Genomic DNA, 18,107 nt, shown 5'->3' with positions numbered 1-18,107 from the left:
GCCCGCGTTGCGGATGTTTCGTGGGTCATGCCGAACGTCGCAGCCCCGCGTGGATGCGCGATCGCGCCGATACGATCGCCACACAAGACGCCATGAGTCGGGAGAACGAAGAAGAATGAGCGAGGTGTTCGAAAATTCGCAGAACACGAGAGACGACAAGCATTCGATGCTGCCGTCCATAGTCTGCGATCTCGATCAACTCGTCACACTCGGGGCGCGGTTTCCCACGATCTATGTCGACCCACCGTGGGACTACGACAACACTGCTTCGCGAGGTGCCGCCGTGAACCACTACCCGACACTCGACCTGGAAACGCTCATCAGTATGCCGGTTGCGAATCTGTCAGCCGACAACGCTCACTTGCATCTCTGGACCACGAATGCATTTCTCTGGGATGCCGAAAAACTCCTGCGTGCTTGGGGCTTCACCTACAAATCGAGTTTCGTCTGGATCAAACCACAGCTGGGTATGGGCAACTATTGGAGGGTGTCCCACGAGTTCCTGCTGCTGGGTGTCCGAGGCCGAATGCCGTTTCTCGACAACACTCAAAAAAGCTGGTTGGTAAATCGTCGTCGACGTCACAGCCAGAAGCCCTACGCCGTTCGTGAGCTGATCGAAAAAGTCAGCCCCGGTCCGTATCTCGAACTGTTCGGTCGCCAGGAAATCCCGAATTCCCAATGGACTGTGTTCGGCAACCAGGTCGAGCGACGACTGTTCTAAGCCTTTGAGGACCCGATGCCCGTTCGTCCCTCACGCAAGAACACCGACAAACACGCGACCCCGCAAGTCGTGGTGCCGGACGGTGCGCCGTCGTGGGTGACGCCCGAGCTGATCGAGAAAACGCTCGAAGTCTGGCAACGGTACTACGAAGAGGAGTTGATCCCCGAGGACGCACTGGCGATGATCATGGGTACCAGCCAATTATTTCAATCCCTTGCTGATGGTCGTCGCCATGAAACAGTTCGTCGCTCTGGCCCGCGTAAGCAGCCGTGAACAGGAACGCGAAGGATTCTCGCTCGACATTCAAGAGGATGCACTGCGTCAATACGCCAAGTCTCACGACGGCAAGATCGTTCGCCTGTTCAAGATTGCCGAGACGGCCAGTAAGACCGAGGAACGCAAGACGTTCCGCGAAGTGATTGCCTTCGCCAAGAAACACTGCATGGAACTCGACGGCCTGCTCGTCTACAAGGTCGACCGGGCGGCTCGCAACTTATTCGACTTCGTCGAGATCGAGCGGCTGGAATCCGAATACGACGTTCCCTTCATCTGCGTCTCGCAGCCAACGGAGAACAATCCGGCGGGACGTATGATGCGACGCACGCTGGCGAACATGGCCAGTTTCTACACCGAGCAGCAATCGGTCGACGTACGGGAAGGATTGGCTCGACGTGTGCGTGAGGGTTGGTTCATTGGGTTGGCACCCTATGGCTATCGCAACGTTCGCAAAGAAGGTCGCGGCATCGTCGAAGTCGATCCAGTTGCTAGTGACAACGTCAAACGAATCTTCCAACTCTTCGCCTACGCAAACCACACACTTGACACGCTTGTTGACAAGCTTGCAGATGAAGGAAGGCAGTTTCGCCCGTCCACGCCGAAATTCCCACGGAGTTCGGTCCACAACATTCTCAAAGACCGGGCTTACATCGGCGAGATCGAACACAAGGGACAGTGGTATCCGGGTAAACATGCTCCCCTTGTCGATCGCGCCACATGGGATCGTGTCCAGGGTCAGTTAGGTGGTCACATCTATCAGTCGCATGACCTGACCTACGGGGGACAGCGACTGGTGTGCGGTCACTGCGGCCATCCCATCACCGGCGAAGTGAAGACGAAGAAGACCAAGGCAGGACCGAAGCAGTACATCTACTATCGGTGCGTCTACTACAACAAAGGAGACCATCCGAGAATCCGCCTGCCGGAAGCGGAACTCGATCGCCAAGTCCTTGAGGTGTTCGCCAGCATGAGAATTGAGGATGACGATGTTCGCGACTGGTTCCGCATGGTGCTGGCGTCGCAGACAAAGGATTCACAAAATGAGTCCAAGGCCCAGCGTTCAGAACTCACCCGACAGGAATCACTCTTGGTCGCTCAGCAGGACCGTCTACTTGATATGAGACTGAGCGACGAACTCGACCAGGATTCATACGCCGCGAAGCAGACACAACTCCGCGATCGCCTGGCGTCAATCAAGCTGCAACGAGACGCCATCGACCGTGCTCACGACGAAACCGCCGATTTGGCCAGCAAGGTTTTTGAACTTTCTCAAACCCTTACAGAGAAATGGGTTAGTGCAGATTGCTTTGAAAAGCGTCGCATCCTCGAAATCGTGTTTTTGAACTGCACGCTCGATGACGTAAGTCTAGTGCCCACAATAAGAAAGCCCTTCGACGTACTCGCCAAAGGGCTGATTTCTAAAAATAGTCGGGGCGACAGGATTCGAACCTGCGACCTACTGCTCCCAAAGCAGTCGCGCTAGCCAGGCTGCGCCACGCCCCGTGGGGAAACGGACTATGCTACCAGCCGAGCAATTCATCCGCAATCGCCATCGGCCCTCGGCATCCTGCAAGACACCCATTGATCAGGTTGGGTTCGGCCTTCGATCAACGATAAACGCTTTAAAACTAAGGACAACTCACTGCAGGCGAACCCAATTGCCTTAGACGCGTCTATATGCGATATTCTGTAGTTAATAAGTGGTTGAGCTAGCAAACCGGCCGGGAGAACCCGGCCAAACGGTTGGCTGCTCCACTTCACCGTCGGGCCGTGGCGCAGTCTGGTAGCGCGTTTGACTGGGGGTCAAAAGGTCGCAGGTTCGAATCCTGTCGGCCCGACTTTTTTCAGAAACAAGCCCTTTGGCGAGTACGTCAAAGGGCTTTCTCATTGTGGGGCAAAGAGTTACGCCTTCGAGCGTGCAGTTCAAAAACACGATTTCGAGCAAACGACGCTTTGCGGTGTAATCAGCCGTAAGCCATTGTGATTTCAGAGTTTGTGAAAGTTCAAAAACTTTTGCCGCTAACTCAGCCGTTTCATCGTGTGAGCGGTCCACGACATCCAGTTGCAGCTTGATGTTGGCGAGTCGATCGCGAAGCTCGGTGTGCTTTGCTGCGAAGGTCTCCTGGTCGATCTCGTCATTGAGCCGCATGTTGAGCAGCCGGTCTTGCTGCTGCACGAGTAGCGTCTCTTGCCGCTGAAGTTCAGCACGTTGGGCAAACGAGTCCGCCTGCGCATCTTTGGTTTGCGAAGCGAGCACTAACCGGAACCAGTCCCGGACTTCTTCGTTTTCGACCTTCATCTTGTCGAAAATGGCAAGCACCTGGCTTTCGATCTTCGCTTCAGGCAAGCGGGTGCGCGGGTGATCGCCTTTGTTGTAGTAGGTGCATCGGTAGTAGGTGTAGTAGCGGTTGCCGTTCTTCGTCTTCTTCGTGATCATCTCGCCGGTAATCGGATGGCCGCAATGACCGCACTGCATGAACTGACCGGCATAGGTATTTGAGAGCGTCTGATAGACATGCCCGCCAAGCAGCGACTGAACACGGTCCCAGGTTGCCCGCTCCACCAACGGCTCATGCTTGCCGGGATACCACTGGCCTTTGTGGGAAATCTCGCCGATGTAGGCACGGTCTCTCAGGATGTTATGAATGGAACTTCGCGGGAAAGCCGGTTGCGAGTCTCGAAAGACTCGCCCCTCTTCTTTCATCTTGGCCGCAACACCATCAAGCGTGAGATTCTCAAACGCGTAGAGATGAAAGATGCGTTTGATATTGGCAGCGGCACGCTCGTCGGTCTCGATGACGCCGCGTCCGTTCTTGCGGGTATTGCGATACCCATAAGGTGCAAGGCCGATGAACCAGCCTTCTTTGATGCGTCGAGCAAGCCCTTCACGCACATCGACCGATTGCTGCTCGGTGTAGAAGCTTGCCATGTTGGCAAGTGTCCGTCGCATCATCCGACCGGCGGGCGTGTTCTCGGTCGGTTGCGACACCGAGATGAACGGCAGACTATATTCCGACTCCAGCCGTTCTAGCTCGACATAATCGAAGAGGTTACGTGCCGCTCGGTCAACCTTGTAGAAGAGCAACCCGTCAAGCGACTCTGCATGCTTTTTCGCATACGTGATCAACGTGCGAAAGGTTTTGCGTTCCTCACCTTTGCTTGCAGTCTCTGCAATCTTGAAGAGCTTGACGATCTCACCGCCCGCTTGGGATGCGTAGCGTTTAAGCCCCTCTTCCTGAACTTCCAGTGAGAAACCCTCGCGTTCTTGTTCACGGCTGGAAACGCGAGCTAGGGCGACGAATTGTTTCATGGCGGTGATCCCGAAGACAAAGCCTGATACAAACGACCGACATCAGCGATCATTGTAGCGGCATCTTCGGGTGTAAGCACCTCATCGTAATACGGTTGCCAAACGGCAATCGTCCGCTCGATCAATTCGGCCGTGATCCAGTCAGGCACCCCAGCCGGAACGATGCACGGAGCATCGTCCTCGGTCGTGCAATCGAGATTCTGATTGCGGGGTGACATGACGGGAAGGTCCTTGAATTTGCGATTCGCTACTGCGCAGGCCGCAGGCCGTCACGCTGGTAGCGTAAGAGTTCTTCATGAGAAATCGCCCAACTCTTATGAGCACCCCGACCGCTCGCCTTCTTTTGGGCAGCAATACGGCCCAGACGGCACCACTGCCGACAGGTAAAAGACGAGCGACCGACGATGTGGGCAAACTCTTCAACGGAATACCAGCAGCGCCCTTCAGACTGCTGCATGAATGCCAGCAGCAGTGATTCGATACGGCCAAGCCGTTCTTCAATGCTCATCGGGACGCTCCTGGAAGACATGACTGAGAATTACTTCAGCCATTTTGCGAGGAACTTCATGGCCTGTTGGGCTGCTGCCTTCTTGGCCATATCTTTCACTTCGGGATTAACTCCCATCAACTTCTTGATCAGCAGTGCCCAGCCATAAGCGGCCACTACCATCATGATCATGAAAACGCCCAAATCTGATTGAAAACTTGCAAGCAACATATCGCTCTCCTTACATCTCTCGACCGTGGTCCAACTCTTCGATTTGAGGCTCCACCGTGGTAGCCTGCTCCTGTTGTGGCTCGGGCGTGATTTGTCCCGGGCCGTATGGCACGAAGCCATCGCCGTTGAAAATGGCTGACGCCATCTCCATCTGTCCTTGCGTTCCCAGTCGCGACATCTCCGCGCCTACGTCAGCTAGGATTTCCTTAAATATCTCTCGTGACATTTGGATTTCTCCTAATGGGTTGCGATAAAGTGAACTAAGCCGGCTGCGGCTATGAATGACAAGGTGAGCATGCCACCAGCGGCGGCCCAAATCTCTGCGCGTTTACGAATGTGCTTCCAGGGACTATCAACTGGAAGGAGACTGCCTTCCTCGTAATAGCGCAGCAGCTTGGTACAAAGGGGCGGGATACCTGGTGTAAAGGTGATCGCCAGACGCGCGGGCAAAGCAATGACTTCTTCAGGCTTAAGCAGCTTCCTCGCGTGCTGTGCCCAGTTAAAGTTCTTCGACCATGAATGGCTGTGCGACTCATCGCTGCTTGCTCGGCTGTATTGCACCGACCCGCTGCTACTAGTACCACCGCTTTCGACGATAATTGTCGTTTCGCCCAAACGGGCGCTGACATATTCCGCCGTCTGGTAGTCGTTGACGCCGAAGAAGACTTGTGAAGTATTGGAAAGCAGCGTTTGATCTTGACCCTCAGGCCAACATTTGCGCAATTGCCCAAGGGACTGGTAATAAAATTGAAGCCGTATGCCATAGCCGCGATACTTATCAACCGCATCCTCAAGGCAGCCCATATGGCCAAGGCTTGCGGCTTCATCGAGTACGAAATGCACTTTGTTCGTCTCTTGTAAGCCCCCGCGCACGACGGCTCGCAGTAACCCAGCAATCCACATACGCAACAAGCCCGCTTGCGCTCGCATGTGATCTGGCGGCAGAATCAAATAAACGGTCATCTTTCCGGTCCGAAGATCAGCCGGATCGAAGCTGCTTGAGGACGTGCTTGCCGCCACACTGAGCGTATCTAAGAAGCGGAGAAATCGGCTTGTTGTCGTAAGAACGGAAGCGAGTTCTTTGTCTTTGAATTGGGTGAGTTGATGGCCAAGCCGTGAAAGCATGCCCGCTTGCGCATCCGACTCGCACATCATCTTGATCACCGCCTGCATCTTCAGCGGATTGGTTAGTACCGTCCGCAGGGTTTGCAGCGTGCGGTCTTTATCTTCGCCAAACAATGCGACGACAGACGCCATTGCGGCAATCCAGGTCTCTGCGGAATCGGTCCAGTGCGGCTCTTTCTCCTCGCCGGTTCGAATCACCAACGCCTCTGCCAGGTCTCTGCAATCGTCCAATGCTAATGGGGAGTTGCGGTCGATCTGGTCAAACGGATTGAAGCTATCGGGCGTATCGCTAACCACATGAAACGGATCAAGTATGACTATGCGATGACCAAACACGTTCTTGCGATGGATTGCGGTAAGCTTGGCGTTCTCGCCTTTGAAATCGACAACAACCATTGAATCGGGGCAGGTCAGCAAGTGTGGAATGACACAGGAGACGCCCTTACCCACACCGGTCGGCGCGAAGACGGCAACATGCACTGCCTTAGCCAAACGCACCAGTTGCGGCGGCGGCGGTGGCTGAAGCTTGCGAAGCGCAAAGACGAATTGTTCACACGCCAGATCACATGGAATGCGTCGATCGAACAATGCTCGCGTTGCTGCAAGTACGCTGATTCGTGGTTGCTGCATCCGCCCTAACGGCAATCCAGGAATGCCTGAAAACATGCCAGCCTTCTGCGCATCCATGCTTCCCGCCCAGCGAGCCGTGCCAAAGGCACTGAGCGTCTTGGCGTTGCGAAGCTTTGGTGCGATGACGGCCAACGCGACAAAGATCAACAACAAGGGAAGTCTTACCAAGATTGCGACAAGCACGATGGCGAGGATTAATAGCGATGCAATTAGGATCATTCGGCAATATCGCATGGCGCATCCTCCTCTTCCGAGATGACATCACGATCGAATACTTCCCCGCCAAGCTGTGCAGCCCATAGTCGTCGGCTGTGGAAATAATCTGGGAGATTACACGTTTCCATCCGCAAACGCTCTCTCTCCTCAAGAATCTCAGCAGCATCTGGATTCTTAGCCGCACAGATAAGCTGTGCACGCGTTATTTCGCGCTCAAGGCGCTCCATTTCGCGGAAGCGCTCCTCGACTTTTCTGTCGTATAGAATTAGTTGGCCCAAATACCACATGCTCTGAGCGAGCGTAAGCATGTAAAGTGTCGTGGCGGCCATCATGATCGTGAACATCACGTTGCTCCTTACAGTTCGCCTTGTTTGAGTAGCGAAAGCCTTCTTCGTTGCTGCTCAATCACAGCGTTTAAGCCACATTCCTGCGCTTGAAGTTCAGAAAGCTCCGTTCGTTGATCTGCGGTTTCCAAAAAGACTTCCTTGGCGACGACATACATGCCATAGAGGGCCGCGAACTCGAAAAGCGTGAGCCAAACCATCACTTCTCCTCGGCTGAGGCCGCTGCCTTATCACGCATTACCGATTGCCAGGTTTTCACATCCAGCTTTTGCTCACGCGCCTTGCGGGCTTCCTTCTGTGCCTCGCCCAAGGCATCAATGAAATCATCCAGCGAAAGCTGATCGCCGCTCACGCTGATGCGTATGCCAGAAGTAAGCGGACAAATGACGCGTTTCATGCGTGGCTGAGCGGTATCCTTGCTACTTTGCTTGCGAATGCGTTGAGCGATGCGATCGCGAGAAGCCCCAGACTTTTTTAGGCTCAGCAGTTCCTGCTGCTGCTCGGGAGCCGCTCGGCTGATCTCGTAGCAACTGGTGATGCCCACTTCGCCCGCTTCGAGTGCATCCTGGACCGCTTCAGTGCAGCGTGAGGGCGAGAGATACTTGGTGACGGTCGAATCGGAAAGCTTCAGGTGCTTAGCCAAATCCTTGTTTGACCAGTCCGGATTTAGCCGGAGCAGTTCCTCGCAGGCCCGCCATTTCTCCACGTCTGTCAGATCGGCGCGATGGAGGTTCTCGGTTAGCTGGCAGATGCGCAACTCGGATTCGCTCAACTCTTCGTCGCTGATGACAACCTGGAGACTTTCGATTCCCACCAATGCAGCAGCACGGTAGCGTCGATGCCCCGCCACGATGGTTCCATCCTTACGGGCCAGAACCGGTTGCAACTGGCGGTGCTGCAAAGACTCACCTAGCAGCCGCAGTTCCGTTTCGTCAAAATGTTGGCGTGCCTGGTTCGCGTCCGGCTTGAACCATCCCAAGGGCTTGTTGGTAAATTGTGACATGCGATCTCTCCGGGTAAGATTTTCATCAGCCAGGAGAATCTTAAATGTGTGCCCTGAGAGGGTCTGCGCTGTGAACCGGCCACTTATGCGCACCGAATCGGCAGGCCAAATATGAATGAATCAGCTTCACGACGAAGCATTATTCCCAACGCATCTCTCATTGATTCCTTGCGGAAACGCAAAGGCTGGTCGATTGAGAAGCTCTCAGAAGAAGCTGATATTGGCATGCGAACGGCTCAAAAAGTCATCGCAGGCAATCCGGTGAGTTTCGATACCATCGAATGTATCGCCACTGCCCTAGGAGTTAGCTATGAAAGCCTTTTGCTCGAGAGATCACCCGACAATCCAGAGGGCCAAGCAAACGGCGTTATCAATTTGCATATCCAAATTGATCTATCTGGCGAAGCCAACCCAGCCACGGCTCAGAAACTCACGGAGGTCATCGCCTTTCTCCAGAGGTTTCTGCCAGACAATGCTGGTATCTGCATCATCGCAACAACAGCTTCCAGTGCGATCATCGGCGTTAGTCGATCTACTGCCAATGAGGTAGCACTCGCTGATCCGTCACTGAAATTGGGGTTTGATGGGCTTGGCGTGATCTTTCAAGAAGCCAAGCAACCAGCGCCGCCACCATTTCCTAAAACCTTACCGGTACTCGGAAAGGACGAACCGGAGGAGTATTTTGGCGAAGCAGAACATTACTACCGCTTCCGGTCTGATGCTCCGCCCTGGGCAGAGCTATCCGACACAATGAAACTGGATTCTACGATCCAGATTCTAAGCGAACTGCTGGAAAGTAAGTACAAGATCGATCCGACGAAATGGGAGTTGCTGCGGGACAATAAGCCCATCAGGGCCACTGACCATCCTGCAAGACTCTTCGCCTTCGCGATGAGTGAAATCAATCGTATGGGACCGTTTACTCGCGCAGGCCATCTAGAGGAGAGCAATCCAGACCTCCCTCGATTCGAAGCATTATGGTCATTGGTGCATCGCTGTTGGTGCCACGACAAACTGCTGAAGTTGCACGCGATTCGTGCTGACATTGAGGCTGGCAAATACAGCTAGGCTAAAGCGAAGGCCATAGCTGTTTGGCTACGTCGAAGAGTTTCTCGCCCCGCACGATGATGCGTTCTTCATCCCAGCTATCTTCAGCCTGAAGCTCTTTGCTGAATACGAGAAGCGACTTTTCCCGCAATGCTTGCTTTTTACCCTCGAACGGTCCGTTGCTCACTTCGCTGTTTAATGGCTGCGTCAACAATGTGAGATTGCCGAAGGTATCCTTCAGACGCTGGCGTCTTGCGACTCTGCCAATAATTGAGTCCTCTGACTCATCGACATAGAACGCGTTAGATAATTGCTCAGCTGTTACCATCACCCCGCCATCAAGTGGCCATTCTTTACGCCAGTTCTGCGGCATGATGTGCTCTACCGTCAGATTGGCCTTTAATTGGTCGGTCTCTTGGTACTCGGTGCGTTTGGCACGCTCGATAGCCTCTAGAACCGCCCGCACACGCGCGGTCTTAAGTCGGTGATAAACGGGATTTGCAAGCCAGCCTTTCTTAAACTCACCGTCATCCGGAAAGCGTGCTGTCTCAGAGCTTTGGGATTGCATGAACTCACGTAATCCCTCAACTGACCAGCCATTCTTATCCAGGTGCGACACGATTGTCAGGAAGTACTTGTTGTAGTTCTTGGTTGTGAGGTTACACACGGCCCTGCGAACGATGAACGACAGCAACATGTTCAAGCAGTCTGCCTTGTCGTCGGCCTGCATGTCAGAGGCCCATAGACGCATAACGAGAGGATAAACCGTCGTCACGTCCCATAAGTGTAACTTCTGTGAAAACTCTGCCAGCGTTGAAGATGCTTTCCGCTCAATAATCTCGCGATAGATGGCTCCGAAACGCTCAAGCTCTTTCAGTTCGTCCGAAATCGTCTCAAACTTTTGTGAACCGCCCTGGCGTACTGAGCGTTTGAGAAAAGCTTTGTACTCGCTGAATAATTTGGTGAGGTTTACTTCACCAGCAATTTGTCCCGCAATGTAATTGGCCAGGAAAAATTCGATACGCGGCTTCTTGTAGCGTCCTTGTTTTTCTTCAACGCTCCAGAAATCGTCTTCAAAACCCTTCCAGTGTTTCGCAAAGAGTTTGTCAGCATTCTCTCCTGCCGCATCCGCACGATGGAAGATATTGTTGCGAACAAGATCGGCAGCCAAAAGCGGTTCACCACGTTCGTTGAGTGTCTCGAAGATGACTTGTGCATCATCGCCGTCTTCTAGTGTGATCTCAACGATCTTGAATTCTTCGACAAGAGCACGCCAGACAGCATCCAAGCGAATCTCACGCATGCGCATGTCAACGGAAGTGTCCTCACCCTGAGTGTCTTCTTCATCTTCAACATGTTCCAGATCAGGAGCTTCAGCGAACTCGTCTTCGAGATCGTCGGTTTCTACAGCATGCTTGATTTGATCAAAGAAGTACCCGTAGCCGCCAAGCAAGCGAGGCACCGTGCTGTACGCATAGATTTGATCGCGCCGCTTATAGAAATGGTCATCATATTTCTTACGCAGCTCCTCGCGGCTCAACTCCAAGATATCCGTGAACATTTCGCGATCAGCCTGCGTTGGCCATACTTTGTAGATTTCAACCTCGGGGTCTTCCATCAAGTGCGGCTTGTCATTGAGCAAGTAGGACCTGATCTGATCGGCGGTATCGTTCATCCCAGCTGCTAAGGCATAATCGCGGGCGGCTGCAAGAAACAGCTGGAATGTGGTCAGACGCTGCTGACCATCAACGACTTGGAACGCAGGAACACGCCCGGCTGAGAATCCGCCCCGCGTTTCCAGAACCACAGCACCCATGAAGTGCGAGAAACGGCGTTCGCGACCGTTTAAGCATTCGATCGCCTTCGTTCGTACGTCATTCCAGAACGGTTCCCATTGCTTCTCACGACTCCACACGTAGTGCCGCTGGTAGATCGGCACGCAAAAACGCTGCCGATTCTGAAGCAATCTTCCGATTTCGATTGGACCAGCTTTCATAACGCTCCTTGCATGGCCATGACATTCAGGCAGCTGAACATGCCAGCTTTCAGGCCGCCATTCAAGGGCTTACTTCAATGCAACAACGCAGGCGGCCGCCGATAATCGTACCAAACTGAGACGACAGACTGAACGGAGGGAGATCGCCAGATGACGCATCAAGCAATGAAGTCTGCGGTGCGGAATCATTCAGCTTAAGCAGCTGTATTCTCTATCTCTGCCAGCCATTTCTCGACGGTGCTACGACGCCACCCAACGGATCGTGATCCGGTGTCGTAAGTGACTGACTTCTCGTAAGGCGCGGTATTCCTCACGTTGTGGCATTATTAGCACACTTTTTAGCACACTGCTTAGGAAATAAACAAACCGGACATATGAATCAATGGGTTACGCGATTTTTACGCGGTCTCATAACCTGAAGGCCGCAGGTTCAAATCCTGCCCCCGCAACCAACAAAAACAATCACTTAGCAAAATAATCCACAGCAAAAAGAGTTAAAAACGGCTAGCACACTTCTAGCACACTTTCTCTTATTTCTTGGCGCGGTTCACGTATCGTGATACTCTCGAAGAGTGTTCAACATGGCGATCACTCTGGATTATGGCGAGTCACGAGGTTCTTGGCGGAAAGGTTAACGTCTACAAAAGAGGCAGAAGTCGATTCTGGCAATGCTCTGCCTCGATCGACGGAAACCAATTCCGCAGCAGTACGAAAGAGGAAAGCCTTGCTCTTGCTAAGGAATTCGCCGAAGACTGGTATCTGACGCTGCGTGGCAAGTCACGTGCGGGCGTTCTTGAGACAAAGCGAGAGAACAGCTTTGCTGACGCAGCTGAGCAGTTCATGATGGAATACTCGGTCATTACGCAAGGCGAGCGTAGTGAGAAATGGGTTGAAGGCCATGCGATCCGCCTACGCCTTCACCTGGTGCCCTTCTTTGGCTCACTGGGGCTTTCGAAGGTGACTCCCGGCAAAGTGCAAGAATACCGCGTGCATCGGCATGCGACATCAACGACCGGCAAGCCCCCGGCGCGTAGCACCCTTCACGATGAAATTGTGACGCTAAGACTGGTACTTAAGACGGCCATCCGTCATGGCTGGCTAGCACACTTACCTGATCTATCCCCACCGTACCGGACGCAGGGTAAGGTCGTGCACCGGCCTTGGTTCAGCCCGGCCGAGTACAAACAACTCTATCAAGCAACCCGTGAGCATGCGAAAGAGCCGCAACGAGAAAACCATCGTTGGAGTGCTGAGCAGTTGCACGACTATGTCCTGTTCATGGCCAATACCGGGCTTCGCCCGGACGAGGCCAACAATCTCCAGCATCGCGATGTGGAGATTGAGATTGACGAGGCAACCCGGGATCGCATTCTGGTCATCGAAGTACGCGGTAAACGGGGCGTGGGCTACTGCAAAAGCATGCCCAGCGCCGTTCTGCCATACGAACGACTTCGCAATCGCCCGAAGCCCACACAATCGCAAACTCGACGTGCTCGGCGAAATCGCGGAGAAGATTTGTCGCAACCCCCGCCGACAGTTGAAGCAGAGCTTCCCGGCCCAAAGGACTTCGTTTTCCCCGGTAACCACATCAAGATGTTTAACGGTATCTTGGAGCGGACCGGCTTGAAGCTGGACCGCGACGGAAATCGGCGTACGGCCTACAGCCTTCGCCACACCTATATCTGCTTGAGGCTCATGGAAGGAGCCGACATCTACCAAATCGCCAAGAATTGCCGCACCAGCGTGGAGATGATCGAGAAATTTTACGCTGCTCACATTAAGAACACGCTGGATGCGTCTGCCATTAACGTTCGTAAGCCCAAGCCCAAACATCGCCCTCGCCCAGAATCTCCAGACGACGACCAATATTGACGGTAAGCGGGACGAACGTCACCCGCTCAGAAAGCGAGGCGGAACCGCCTCGCGCGTTGGGGCTTGCCCCCCAAACGCCCATGCCGAACGGCATTTCACACGTCAATTTCTGCCGCCTGACCACGTTTCCGGCGTTTTCGTCGTTCTGAGACGTATTTTCAAGGGTTTACGGCTAAGAAAACCCTTGCCTTCGTAAGAAAAATAGGGTAATATTTCTTACATGAGAGAACCCAATCAAGATCAGCAAACTGTTGAGAAGCCGATACTTGCGTCCATTCGAGGACGCGGGCGGGGCGCTGTTTTCGTGCCGACTGATTTCCTCGAATTCGGTAATCGCAAGGCCATCGACGTAGCGCTTCACCGGTTGGTGAAGAAGGGAGTAATCCGCCGTCTCGCACGGGGCGTCTACGACTTCCCTAAAGAGCATCCGGTGCTGGGCGAACTGATGCCCACCGCCGAAGCGATCGCAAAGGCGCTGGCGGGCCGAGATCACACCAGCATTCAGCCCGCCGGGGCTTACGCTGCCAACACACTTGGTCTGAGCGAACAAGTGCCCGCCAAGGCCATCTTCCTGACCGATGGCCCCACCCGGAGCGTAACAGTTGGACCGCAGACAATCCAACTTCGTCACACGACCCCACGGAATATGGCGGCTGCTGGCCGATTGAGCGGCCTGCTGATCCAAGCATTCCGCGAGTTGGGCAAGGAACACATCACACCGGAGCGCATCTCGCAGTTGAAGAAAAAGCTGCCAATTGAGAAACGCAAGGCCATCGTCAAAGACATCAAGCTCGCTCCCGCTTGGATGCGTCCCCTCTTCTACGAGCTTGCGGAGGACGCCTGATGGAGCTTGCGTTTCTGAAACTACCAAACAGCGAGCGGCAGCTCTATATCGAGCAGGCCGCTATTCAGCGCAACCTGTCGCCCATCATCCTAGAGAAGGACTTCTGGGTCAGCTGGTTGCTTGGCATCCTGTTTCGGTCCGAGTTCGCTGAGCATCTTGTTTTCAAAGGCGGCACGTCGTTATCGAAGGTGTTTGGCGTGATTGAACGCTTCTCCGAAGATATTGATCTTTCGCTCTCTCCACAGTTTTTGGAGCTGCCTGAAGCAGGCACGAGTCGTAACCAGGCCAACAAGTGGATGAAAAAAGCGGAAGCCGCCTGCGCTATTGCCGTAGAACAGCAAATCATGCCCGTACTTGAGCAGCATGTTCAGGACGTGCTTGGCTCGCGCGAGTCTGGATGGTTCGAATATCTTACCGATGCTCACACGCAATCACCGGTTGTGCTGTTTCATTATCCGTCTTCTCAACCCGATGGCTTTTCCTATCTCAAGCGTTCGGTAAAGCTCGAATTCGGCTCACTGACAGATCAGCAGCCCACCGGACGGCATCCCATTACGCCATGGGTTGCAGACACGCTGCCGAAAGCCTTTACCGATTGGCAATGCGAAGTCGTGGCGTTGGAAGTCGAGCGAAGCTTTTGGGAGAAAGCGACGATCCTGCATACTGAGTATCACCGGCCTGCTGACAAGCCGACGCCGGATCGATTCTCAAGGCACTATGCTGATACCGCTGCGCTGGCGCTTCATGAAGCCGCCAGGCAGGCGACTGAACGCCATGACTTGCGAGAACGGGTTGTATCGTGGAAAAGCCGATTCTTTGGCAGTGGATGGGCATCCTACGAGACGGCACAGCCCGGTACGTTCAAACTAATTCCACCGGATTCGCGACTCCCGGATTTGTGGCAGGATTATCAGGCGATGCGCGACATGTATCTCGCGGAGCCAGTGACTTTTGACGCGATATTGGAGACGCTTCGCGAACTGGAGACGAAGATCAACTCACTTTGAACGATGTGAAGGGAGTGAACTCAAACGTAAGGGTTTCAGCCTTTGCAAGCTTCTTGGCAAGTGCAATAGAGCCTGGCGCAAACAGCGCTTCCTTGTCAGTAGATTCAGACCAGGTTTGCTTAAAGGCGGGATTCTTGTCCAAACGCAGCCGCACGGTCGCTGAATTGTATTTGCCATACTCGGTGTTCGCAGCTGTTTCGGTGCGAATGTAGATTTCTGTTTTATTTTCCTTGCAGCGAATGAAGAGCGTCGGCACCGATGACTTCAGCCAAGCTTGAATCGGTTCGTTTGCGTTCAGATAGAGGATGACCGTTTCAGAATCATCCAATGGGGAGCGTGATCTCTCCAACCGCCAGGCACCTTCGGGCTTTGGTTCATCCTTTGCTGCTTGCTTCCTTACAGCGGCAAGTATCTCTTCAATCTCAGCCTTTTTTGACGGTTCGGTGTTTGACTTTGCTGCCTCTAAGTCGACGATCGCAGTTGTTCTCGAAAAATTGTCTGCGTTCGGATCATTAAGCACCTTCTTTGCACGCTGAATGGCGTCTGCCATATCAGTTGTTGTAGCGACATTTGCTGACGTCGCTGGTTGCTTCGGTTTCTTGGCTGCCATTGACCCAATCCATGGAACGATGACGAACACGAATATAATGAGATACAATCCGTACTTTACAATTCTGCTACCTGGTTTCTTTGCTCCACATTGCGGGCAACGCTTCGCGTCCGTGCTGAACTCTTTCTTGCAATCTTTGCAGGTGATCAGTGCCATGAAAGAAACCTCGACGGCTACGCATTTCCAGTCATGCTACAACCTATTTGTGCAATGCTTTGGAGAATTCGTCTACAACACGTCCTTCACACCCTTTTCCGTCGAGTGTAACCACTTCCGTTCCGGTCTTGTTGTCAACTAGCGAGACGTCGTAAGTGATCGCTGGATCAAGATTCAGGCAATAGTCGTAAGTGCGTGAGACAACGAATAGCGAATAGCGTGTATTGAACGTGTTGTAGCGTTTGAGCTGTGTCTTGTCGCCGACAGAACCCTCGGTGACTTCTGGACCGCTATAGACCACCAACTCCCAGCCATCGTCACGAAGAGCGGTTTTGAGCTTTCCTTTAAGCCCCTTACCGCCGGGAGGAACAGTCACACTCTTTTGAGTTTCGTCCACATCTGAAAAACGGTGCACGTTGTGCGAGTGGCAACCGCTAAGTGCGAGCGGAACGATTGACAGTAGAAGAAAACGCATAAGCGGTCCTCGTAGTTATTTGCGGGCAATCGCTGTCATCTAGGCATACTCGCGTGAGCACTTCAAGTGAAATATGCGGGTGCCTTGGGCACGTCGCCATCCCGGCGAACGATTGCTTCCGGGCTACGCTTCGCTTCGGTCCTTCGGACGGCACAGCCCCCTCTCGCCCTCTCGTGTAATCAAACGGGGGTGAATCCCCCGCAGCGTCAAGGATCAGGCCAGGCGATCGGTGCGGCCTCCTCCCCAATCTTCCGCGCTCGCAGACTCGCTTGTGCAGACCGGGTGCCCCTCCACGCCGTTCGTCCTTGACGCCACTCCCCCCTTTCTTTTTGGGCTTTGCCCCCCTTCCGCCGGAAAACGCGAGCGCGTTTCGCGTAAGGGGACATTTCCAAAGATCCATCAGAAAGGACCACGACCATGGCAACCACCACCACCACCGCCGGCAAGACCATCAGCAGCACCACCGGTAACGCCACCAGTAAAACCACGAAACGAACCGACGTTTACACCCGTGTGACTTCACGCATCATCGAAGAGCTTGAGCGCGGCGTACGGCCTTGGCTCAAGCCATGGAACGCGGAAAACGCAGCCGGACGCATCACACGGCCACTACGTCATAGCGGCCAGCCTTATCAGGGCGTCAATATTTTGATGCTGTGGGAATCAGCAGAGACGCAGGGCTTTTCCTGCCCGTTTTGGCTCACCTTCCAGCAAGCCAGGCAACTTGGCGGGCATGTTCGCAAAGGCGAGCACGGCTCACCCGTTGTCTATGCAAGCACGTTCAAACGCACGGAAGAGACCGACGACGGAAAGGAAGTCGAAGCCGACATTCCATTCTTGAAGGAATACACGGTTTTCAACGCCGAGCAGTGCGAAGGCTTGCCCGGTCACTATTACACGCTGGCCAAGCCACCAGCTGGCAACATTGAGCCGATCGCACATGCCGAGCAGTTCTTCGCCAATACCCAAGCCGACATCCGCAGGGGAGGCAATCAGGCCTACTATGCCTCAACGGATGATTTTATCCGCATGCCACCGCTAGAAGCGTTCTGCGATGCAGAATCACACGCGGCCACCCTTGCCCACGAAATGACGCATTGGACACGCCACCAAAGCCGCCTCAACCGCGAATTTGGCCGCAAGCGATGGGGTGATGAGGGTTACGCCATGGAAGAATTAGTCGCCGAGTTGGGTTCCGCGTTTCTTTGTGCTGACTTGAACATCACGCCAGAGATTCGCGAAGACCATGCGTCCTACATTGCCAATTGGCTAACCGTCCTAAAGAATGACAAGCGAGCAATCTTTTCCGCCGCATCGCATGCCAGCAAAGCCATCGAATATTTGCACGGCTTACAGCCCAAAGCAGAATAGCGAATGATCGCTTCGCTGACCGCCGGAATCATCCGGCGGTCGGTGTCTATTGTTTGCGAAAATCGCGTGCGACTTCGTCGCGCAGTTGGCAGACTTATTTTGAAGAATACCGCATGCCGAAAATCGCTAGAACCCGCACTCAGACTATTGCGCAAGCAATTTAATCGTGATATATTAAAGGATGGCAGTACCACCAACATATACTTTCAACGCGCTTGGCAATCAGGCACAGTTTATGTCCAGGCAGTGCAACAATGAACGACTGGCGATGGTCCTCAACTATGTGGCATTGGGATCAATGATTGTCATGACAGGCTATGCGGCAAATGAAATCCTCAAGGACGTGTTCGGTTCGCGTGACCATGAACGCGGACGAGGCCGCTAGG

At 53.7% G+C, this 18,107-nt stretch carries 19 protein-coding genes, 2 tRNA genes and 2 pseudogenes; 10 read left to right on the top strand and 13 right to left on the bottom strand.

Features of this window, described 5'->3' with window-relative positions; all coding sequences use genetic code 11:
- Positions 1 to 115: 115 nt before the first annotated feature.
- The 3 genes and pseudogenes from ACQK2L_RS25745 to ACQK2L_RS25735 all read left to right on the top strand — a co-directional run.
- Positions 116 to 721 (top strand): MT-A70 family methyltransferase, encoded by a 606-nt coding sequence (locus ACQK2L_RS25745; protein ID WP_425399915.1) that lies wholly within the window; start codon positions 116 to 118, stop codon positions 719 to 721.
- A gap of 15 nt (positions 722 to 736) precedes the next feature.
- A complete protein-coding gene (locus ACQK2L_RS25740; RefSeq protein ID WP_425399914.1) occupies positions 737 to 994 on the top strand; it encodes a hypothetical protein in 258 nt (85 codons plus the stop codon).
- A pseudogene (locus ACQK2L_RS25735) lies at positions 942 to 1,943 on the top strand (recombinase family protein); the annotation flags it as partial. The gene ACQK2L_RS25740 and the pseudogene ACQK2L_RS25735, both read left to right, overlap by 53 nt.
- Positions 1,944 to 2,425: 482 nt before the next feature.
- Here the strand turns inward: ACQK2L_RS25735 and ACQK2L_RS25730 are convergent.
- A tRNA-Pro gene (locus ACQK2L_RS25730) sits at positions 2,426 to 2,500 on the bottom strand.
- A gap of 261 nt (positions 2,501 to 2,761) precedes the next feature.
- Between ACQK2L_RS25730 and ACQK2L_RS25725 the strand changes: the two genes are divergently transcribed.
- Positions 2,762 to 2,835: transfer RNA gene (locus ACQK2L_RS25725), tRNA-Pro, on the top strand.
- Between the two features lie 485 nt (positions 2,836 to 3,320).
- Here the strand turns inward: ACQK2L_RS25725 and ACQK2L_RS25720 are convergent.
- From ACQK2L_RS25720 to ACQK2L_RS25680, 9 genes and pseudogenes are all read right to left on the bottom strand, one after another.
- Positions 3,321 to 4,307 (bottom strand): annotated as a pseudogene (locus tag ACQK2L_RS25720) (recombinase family protein); the annotation flags it as partial.
- Positions 4,304 to 4,525 carry a hypothetical protein gene (locus ACQK2L_RS25715; protein ID WP_425399913.1) on the bottom strand — a complete coding sequence of 74 codons (222 nt, stop codon included), beginning with the start codon at positions 4,523 to 4,525 and terminating at the stop codon, positions 4,304 to 4,306. The pseudogene ACQK2L_RS25720 and the gene ACQK2L_RS25715, both read right to left, overlap by 4 nt.
- A gap of 29 nt (positions 4,526 to 4,554) precedes the next feature.
- A complete protein-coding gene (locus ACQK2L_RS25710) occupies positions 4,555 to 4,815 on the bottom strand; it encodes a hypothetical protein (RefSeq protein ID WP_425399912.1) in 261 nt (86 codons plus the stop codon).
- Between the two features lie 30 nt (positions 4,816 to 4,845).
- Positions 4,846 to 5,025 (bottom strand): hypothetical protein, encoded by a 180-nt coding sequence (locus tag ACQK2L_RS25705; RefSeq protein ID WP_425399911.1) that lies wholly within the window; start codon positions 5,023 to 5,025, stop codon positions 4,846 to 4,848.
- A 10-nt stretch (positions 5,026 to 5,035) separates the two neighbouring features.
- Positions 5,036 to 5,251, bottom strand: coding sequence for a hypothetical protein (locus ACQK2L_RS25700; RefSeq protein ID WP_425399910.1), 216 nt, complete (start codon positions 5,249 to 5,251; stop codon positions 5,036 to 5,038).
- An 11-nt stretch (positions 5,252 to 5,262) separates the two neighbouring features.
- Positions 5,263 to 7,014, bottom strand: a complete 1,752-nt coding sequence (locus ACQK2L_RS25695; protein WP_425399909.1) for a type IV secretory system conjugative DNA transfer family protein — start codon at positions 7,012 to 7,014, stop codon at positions 5,263 to 5,265.
- Positions 6,996 to 7,340 carry a hypothetical protein gene (locus tag ACQK2L_RS25690; protein WP_425399908.1) on the bottom strand — a complete coding sequence of 115 codons (345 nt, stop codon included), beginning with the start codon at positions 7,338 to 7,340 and terminating at the stop codon, positions 6,996 to 6,998. Before ACQK2L_RS25690 ends, ACQK2L_RS25695 begins: the two co-directional genes overlap by 19 nt.
- A gap of 11 nt (positions 7,341 to 7,351) precedes the next feature.
- The gene (locus tag ACQK2L_RS25685) at positions 7,352 to 7,540 is read right to left on the bottom strand and encodes a hypothetical protein (protein WP_425399907.1); all 189 of its coding nucleotides are present in this window, start codon (positions 7,538 to 7,540) and stop codon (positions 7,352 to 7,354) included.
- A complete protein-coding gene (locus tag ACQK2L_RS25680) occupies positions 7,540 to 8,343 on the bottom strand; it encodes a ParB/RepB/Spo0J family partition protein (protein ID WP_425399906.1) in 804 nt (267 codons plus the stop codon). Before ACQK2L_RS25680 ends, ACQK2L_RS25685 begins: the two co-directional genes overlap by 1 nt.
- Positions 8,344 to 8,454: 111 nt before the next feature.
- Here ACQK2L_RS25680 and ACQK2L_RS25675 point away from each other — a divergent pair, with 111 nt between their 5' ends.
- Positions 8,455 to 9,411 (top strand): helix-turn-helix domain-containing protein, encoded by a 957-nt coding sequence (locus tag ACQK2L_RS25675; protein WP_425399905.1) that lies wholly within the window; start codon positions 8,455 to 8,457, stop codon positions 9,409 to 9,411.
- Between the two features lies 1 nt (position 9,412).
- Here the strand turns inward: ACQK2L_RS25675 and ACQK2L_RS25670 are convergent, their stop codons facing one another.
- Positions 9,413 to 11,386, bottom strand: coding sequence for a DUF262 domain-containing protein (locus ACQK2L_RS25670; RefSeq protein ID WP_425399904.1), 1,974 nt, complete (start codon positions 11,384 to 11,386; stop codon positions 9,413 to 9,415).
- 600 nt (positions 11,387 to 11,986) lie between these two features.
- Between ACQK2L_RS25670 and ACQK2L_RS25665 the strand changes: the two genes are divergently transcribed.
- The 3 genes from ACQK2L_RS25665 to ACQK2L_RS25655 all read left to right on the top strand — a co-directional run bounded on the left by ACQK2L_RS25665 (position 11,987) and on the right by ACQK2L_RS25655 (position 15,109).
- Positions 11,987 to 13,258, top strand: a complete 1,272-nt coding sequence (locus tag ACQK2L_RS25665; protein WP_425399903.1) for a tyrosine-type recombinase/integrase — start codon at positions 11,987 to 11,989, stop codon at positions 13,256 to 13,258.
- 220 nt (positions 13,259 to 13,478) lie between these two features.
- On the top strand, positions 13,479 to 14,102 hold the full coding sequence (locus ACQK2L_RS25660; RefSeq protein WP_425399902.1) for a DUF6088 family protein: 624 nt from the start codon (positions 13,479 to 13,481) through the stop codon (positions 14,100 to 14,102).
- Positions 14,102 to 15,109 carry a nucleotidyl transferase AbiEii/AbiGii toxin family protein gene (locus tag ACQK2L_RS25655; RefSeq protein WP_425399901.1) on the top strand — a complete coding sequence of 336 codons (1,008 nt, stop codon included), beginning with the start codon at positions 14,102 to 14,104 and terminating at the stop codon, positions 15,107 to 15,109. Before ACQK2L_RS25660 ends, ACQK2L_RS25655 begins: the two co-directional genes overlap by 1 nt.
- Here ACQK2L_RS25655 and ACQK2L_RS25650 read toward each other — a convergent pair.
- Positions 15,096 to 15,875, bottom strand: a complete 780-nt coding sequence (locus tag ACQK2L_RS25650; RefSeq protein WP_425399900.1) for a hypothetical protein — start codon at positions 15,873 to 15,875, stop codon at positions 15,096 to 15,098. The genes ACQK2L_RS25655 and ACQK2L_RS25650 overlap by 14 nt on opposite strands.
- Positions 15,876 to 15,918: 43 nt before the next feature.
- Positions 15,919 to 16,350, bottom strand: a complete 432-nt coding sequence (locus ACQK2L_RS25645; RefSeq protein WP_425399899.1) for a hypothetical protein — start codon at positions 16,348 to 16,350, stop codon at positions 15,919 to 15,921.
- Positions 16,351 to 16,767: 417 nt separating this feature from the next.
- On the opposite strand from ACQK2L_RS25645, the gene ACQK2L_RS25640 reads away from it, so the two are divergent.
- On the top strand, positions 16,768 to 17,721 hold the full coding sequence (locus ACQK2L_RS25640) for an ArdC family protein (RefSeq protein WP_425399898.1): 954 nt from the start codon (positions 16,768 to 16,770) through the stop codon (positions 17,719 to 17,721).
- Between the two features lie 181 nt (positions 17,722 to 17,902).
- Positions 17,903 to 18,106: a hypothetical protein gene (locus ACQK2L_RS25635; RefSeq protein WP_425399897.1), complete on the top strand. Its 204-nt coding sequence runs from the start codon at positions 17,903 to 17,905 to the stop codon at positions 18,104 to 18,106.
- Position 18,107 lies beyond the last annotated feature (1 nt).

Source organism: Aeoliella sp. (assembly GCF_965227375.1).
In the GTDB taxonomy this organism is placed as follows: Bacteria; Planctomycetota; Planctomycetia; order Pirellulales; family Lacipirellulaceae; genus Aeoliella.
This window is presented reverse-complemented; position numbering and strand designations above follow the sequence as displayed.

What these genes read in the sequence shown, in the direction of transcription:
- ACQK2L_RS25665 (WP_425399903.1), top strand. Translation starts at nt 11,987, where the DNA reads ATGGCGAGTCACGAGGTTCTTGGCGGAAAGGTTAACGTCTACAAAAGA.
- ACQK2L_RS25745 (WP_425399915.1), top strand. Translation starts at nt 116, where the DNA reads ATGAGCGAGGTGTTCGAAAATTCGCAGAACACGAGAGACGACAAGCAT.
- ACQK2L_RS25660 (WP_425399902.1), top strand. Translation starts at nt 13,479, where the DNA reads ATGAGAGAACCCAATCAAGATCAGCAAACTGTTGAGAAGCCGATACTT.
- ACQK2L_RS25740 (WP_425399914.1), top strand. Translation starts at nt 737, where the DNA reads ATGCCCGTTCGTCCCTCACGCAAGAACACCGACAAACACGCGACCCCG.
- ACQK2L_RS25645 (WP_425399899.1), bottom strand. Translation starts at nt 16,350, where the DNA reads ATGCGTTTTCTTCTACTGTCAATCGTTCCGCTCGCACTTAGCGGTTGC.
- ACQK2L_RS25640 (WP_425399898.1), top strand. Translation starts at nt 16,768, where the DNA reads ATGGCAACCACCACCACCACCGCCGGCAAGACCATCAGCAGCACCACC.
- ACQK2L_RS25685 (WP_425399907.1), bottom strand. Translation starts at nt 7,540, where the DNA reads ATGGTTTGGCTCACGCTTTTCGAGTTCGCGGCCCTCTATGGCATGTAT.
- ACQK2L_RS25670 (WP_425399904.1), bottom strand. Translation starts at nt 11,386, where the DNA reads ATGAAAGCTGGTCCAATCGAAATCGGAAGATTGCTTCAGAATCGGCAG.
- ACQK2L_RS25650 (WP_425399900.1), bottom strand. Translation starts at nt 15,875, where the DNA reads ATGGCACTGATCACCTGCAAAGATTGCAAGAAAGAGTTCAGCACGGAC.
- ACQK2L_RS25655 (WP_425399901.1), top strand. Translation starts at nt 14,102, where the DNA reads ATGGAGCTTGCGTTTCTGAAACTACCAAACAGCGAGCGGCAGCTCTAT.
- ACQK2L_RS25715 (WP_425399913.1), bottom strand. Translation starts at nt 4,525, where the DNA reads ATGTCACCCCGCAATCAGAATCTCGATTGCACGACCGAGGACGATGCT.
- ACQK2L_RS25635 (WP_425399897.1), top strand. Translation starts at nt 17,903, where the DNA reads ATGGCAGTACCACCAACATATACTTTCAACGCGCTTGGCAATCAGGCA.
- ACQK2L_RS25695 (WP_425399909.1), bottom strand. Translation starts at nt 7,014, where the DNA reads ATGCGATATTGCCGAATGATCCTAATTGCATCGCTATTAATCCTCGCC.
- ACQK2L_RS25675 (WP_425399905.1), top strand. Translation starts at nt 8,455, where the DNA reads ATGAATGAATCAGCTTCACGACGAAGCATTATTCCCAACGCATCTCTC.
- ACQK2L_RS25700 (WP_425399910.1), bottom strand. Translation starts at nt 5,251, where the DNA reads ATGTCACGAGAGATATTTAAGGAAATCCTAGCTGACGTAGGCGCGGAG.
- ACQK2L_RS25710 (WP_425399912.1), bottom strand. Translation starts at nt 4,815, where the DNA reads ATGAGCATTGAAGAACGGCTTGGCCGTATCGAATCACTGCTGCTGGCA.
- ACQK2L_RS25705 (WP_425399911.1), bottom strand. Translation starts at nt 5,025, where the DNA reads ATGTTGCTTGCAAGTTTTCAATCAGATTTGGGCGTTTTCATGATCATG.
- ACQK2L_RS25690 (WP_425399908.1), bottom strand. Translation starts at nt 7,340, where the DNA reads ATGTTCACGATCATGATGGCCGCCACGACACTTTACATGCTTACGCTC.
- ACQK2L_RS25680 (WP_425399906.1), bottom strand. Translation starts at nt 8,343, where the DNA reads ATGTCACAATTTACCAACAAGCCCTTGGGATGGTTCAAGCCGGACGCG.